Raw genomic sequence first — 3,178 nt, forward strand, 5'->3', positions numbered from 1 at the left:
CTCATCCCTCGCCAGCGTCAGCGCGGCCACGTCGTCCTGCAGCGCCTGGCAGCGCGCCAGCAAAGCCGACTGCTCGTGCTCGAGTTCTGCATGCGCCTCCTGCAGCGCCTCGATCTCGCCTTTCCGCTGTTCCGCCAGCGCGTTCTGCTCATCCCTCGCCAGCGTCAGTGCGGCGCGTTCTTCTTCGAGCAGCTTGTAGGCTGCGTACAGGGTGGCCAGCTCGCTCTGCCTTTGTGCGACCAGCGCCGACTGCGCGTCGCGCGCCGCGCTCAGCCCAGCCACTTCCGCCTGCAGCGCGCGGCGACCGGTCAGCAAGACCGATTGTTCGAGTTCGAGCTGGTTGCAGGCCTGATGCAGCCCCGCGATCTCGCCCAGGCGCTGCGCAGCGAGCGCCGACTGCTCGTCGTGTGCCTGACCGAGCGCCGCCATTCTTGCCTGCAGCGCCGAGTGTTCGTCTTCGAGCTGGCTGTGCGCGCGTTGTAGCGTCGCTATTTCGCGCAAACGGAGCAAGGCGAGCGTCGCTTGTTCGTCGCGTGCCGCGCTCAGGGCGGCCACCTTTGTCTGCAATTCCTCGCTGCGCGTGCGCAAGGCCGCGTGTTCGTGGGTGAGTCGGTTGTGCGCCTGCGTGAGCGCTTCAATCTCCTCCAGGCGCTGCGCGGCGAGCGCCGCTTGTTCGTCGCGTGCCTGGCTCAGGCTGCTGATCTGATGCTCGACCTCGGCGCGCCGTTCGGCGAAGGCGCACTTTTCCTTCGCCTGCTGCAGACGGACTCGCGCTGCCTCGCGGCGCATACGCTCGGCGTGTCGCAGCTCGGAATCGCTGAAATGCAGGTTTGCCGGCAGGACTTCGAGCAGGGCGGCGGCTTCCAGCAGTTCGCCCGCCTCGTGCAGTCTGAAAGCCAACCATTTGAGCCGGTACGGACGTGGTTCGCTGGCGTACGCGCGGCGGGCGAGTTCGGCCGAGCGGGCCGGTTCCTGGTGCATCAGGTTGCGGGCCAGCGCGGTCAAGGCGTTGGCCTGCATGCTGGCGGACAACGACAGGCGGTCGAGCAAGGCATCCGCCGCAGCCAGGCCGCCTTCCCGATACGCCGCCAGCAGTTTGTCGAAACCCTTGCCGCCGAGCTCGTCGGGCGGCGTCTGTTCCTTCGCTGCCCGCCATGCCTTGTGCAGTTTGCCCGGCACAGCCAGCAGGGCGGCCGGCGAAGCCGTTCCCTGGATCAGAATCTCGCCCAGCTTGCTGGCCAGTGTATGTTGCGCGGCGATCCGATGCACTTCCTGTTGCGCTTCGAGAACGCTTCGGTAACGCAGGTTCTCCGCCATCAGCTCGGGCAACTCGTCGTCGACCCAGTCGATCGTCAGCCGACCGGCCAGCGCCTGTCCACCGGGACCAGCGCCACGCTCGTGCAGTCGTTCCAGTTCTTCCTGGACGACGTGCAGCTGATTGAAGAGCAGCAGGTTCTCCTCTTGCAGGTCCGCGTCTGGCGTCTCTGTCGTCACCGCGATCGAGCAATCTTCAACTTTGGTCATGGCGCGCACCGGCTGTAGCAAGGGGGTCAATCGAGGTGGTCCATGACGATGCTCTCCAGCAGCTTGAGGATTCCGGCGAGCATGGCAGCGACCAGCAAGGTGACGATCGTGTTGTAGATCCGGCGTGGCTCCATCGGGTATTCAGGCAGCGTCGGCGCCTGCAGGACGGAGACCTTCTCCAGCATCCGGGAGGCATCGATGCGCCCTTTTTCCAGGGCGACGAGCGACGACTTGTAGAGATCCTGCGTGAAACCGACTTCCATCTGCAGGCGTTGAAACTCCTCGACCGAAACGTTCAGCGTCTTGCCCGAGGGCGTCGCGAGTTTTGCCTTTTCCTGCTCGATCTGGCGATCGACGGCGGCCAGCGATTGCTTGAGCAGGACGATGTTCGGGTGATCGCGGTCGAGCGTCTTGGGCAGGAAACCCAACTGCGTCTGAATCTGGGCGCGCTGCGTTTCCAGTCCGGCAATGATCGTGCTGATGCTTTCTGCCGTCGCCTGCGGCGAGAGCAGGCCTTTCCGGTTCTGGAAGTTGAGCAGGCGCTGGCTGGCTTCCTGAAAGCGAAGCTGGGCGGCGTTGACCTGTTTGATCAGGAAGCTCACCTGCGCTTCGGCCATCTCGTGCCCGAGCTGATTCATGTAGCGCTCGCCTTCCTGAACGAGCATGCTGGAGATGGCCTGCGCAGTCTGCGCGTCGTAGGCCTGTACGCGCAAACGCAGGACGCCGGCGAAGTCGTCGTAATCGACGCCGAGGCGGCCCAGGAAGTGGCGGTGAAACCACTCCATCGAGGCATCCTTGAACCACATGCGCGAGACGATGTCACGGCCCGAGTCGCTGTAATGCGAACGCAGGTCGAGCTTGGCGTCGAGCGCCTTGAGCATGTCCACCGAGAGCAGGTACTCGCGTAGAAGGAGCTGGTCCGGCCGATTCACTCCGGCAACGCCGGACACCAGTAGCGAGAAATCGAGCGCCGGGGCATTCAGTGAATCGGTCTTGCGAATGATCACATTGGCTTCCGACACGTAGCGGTCGGAAGCGACGAGCGCCCAGTAGACGGTTCCCAGCAAGGCAAGCAGCGCGCTCAGGCGGATCAGCCGGGAGAACACGCGGATCGACAGCCAGCCGCTGCCGGCCCGCGCCAGACGCCCGTTCAGTCGGGTTGGTGGGGGAGTGCTCTGAGTGTCTGCGCTTTCCGTCATTGCGGGATCGCCTCCTTGTAGGCCTTGAGGGCATCATCAATGGCATCGAACCAATAAGCCTTGCCGGCATGAATCCAGATCCCCGACTGGCAAAACTCCTTCAAGGTGCCTTCGTCATGCGCCACCATGATCAGGCCGGCGCGATCGGCCATCTCCTTGAAGGCGGTCGCCGTTTTCTTGCGGAATGCGGCATCGCCGGCGGCGGTGACTTCGTCGGAGATGTAGACGTCGAATTCGAAGGCAAGCGAGAGGGCAAACTGCAGGCGCGAGCGCATGCCGGTTGAATACGTGCTGACGGGTTCGTCGAAGGCTTCGCGCAACTCGGAGAACTCCTCGACGAAAGCCAGTCGGTCGGCCAGGTCGGCCTGGTGCCCGTGCACACGGCAAACGAACTTGGCGTTCTGCCGCCCGCTCAGCGTGCCCTCGAGACCGCCCTCACCCATCGGCCAGGAGAC

3 protein-coding genes are annotated in these 3,178 nt (G+C 64.3%); all 3 read right to left on the reverse strand.

Annotated elements, in window-relative coordinates; genetic code table 11:
* The coding region (locus tag Q1L59_RS02535) for a hypothetical protein (protein WP_300327722.1) at positions 1-1,524 on the reverse strand (1,524 nt) is incomplete at its 3' end.
* A gap of 26 nt (positions 1,525-1,550) precedes the next feature.
* Positions 1,551-2,723 carry a chain-length determining protein gene (locus Q1L59_RS02540; RefSeq protein ID WP_300327723.1) on the reverse strand — a complete coding sequence of 391 codons (1,173 nt, stop codon included), beginning with the start codon at positions 2,721-2,723 and terminating at the stop codon, positions 1,551-1,553.
* Positions 2,720-3,178: ABC transporter ATP-binding protein (locus Q1L59_RS02545; protein ID WP_300327724.1), on the reverse strand; the 459-nt coding region annotated here is incomplete at its 5' end. The genes Q1L59_RS02540 and Q1L59_RS02545, both read right to left, overlap by 4 nt.

This window comes from Accumulibacter sp., from assembly GCF_029255125.1.
Taxonomy (GTDB): Bacteria; Pseudomonadota; Gammaproteobacteria; order Burkholderiales; family Rhodocyclaceae; genus Accumulibacter.

Coding starts and splice junctions, on each gene's coding strand:
- Q1L59_RS02540 (WP_300327723.1), bottom strand. CDS start 2,723: ATGACGGAAAGCGCAGACACTCAGAGCACTCCCCCACCAACCCGACTG.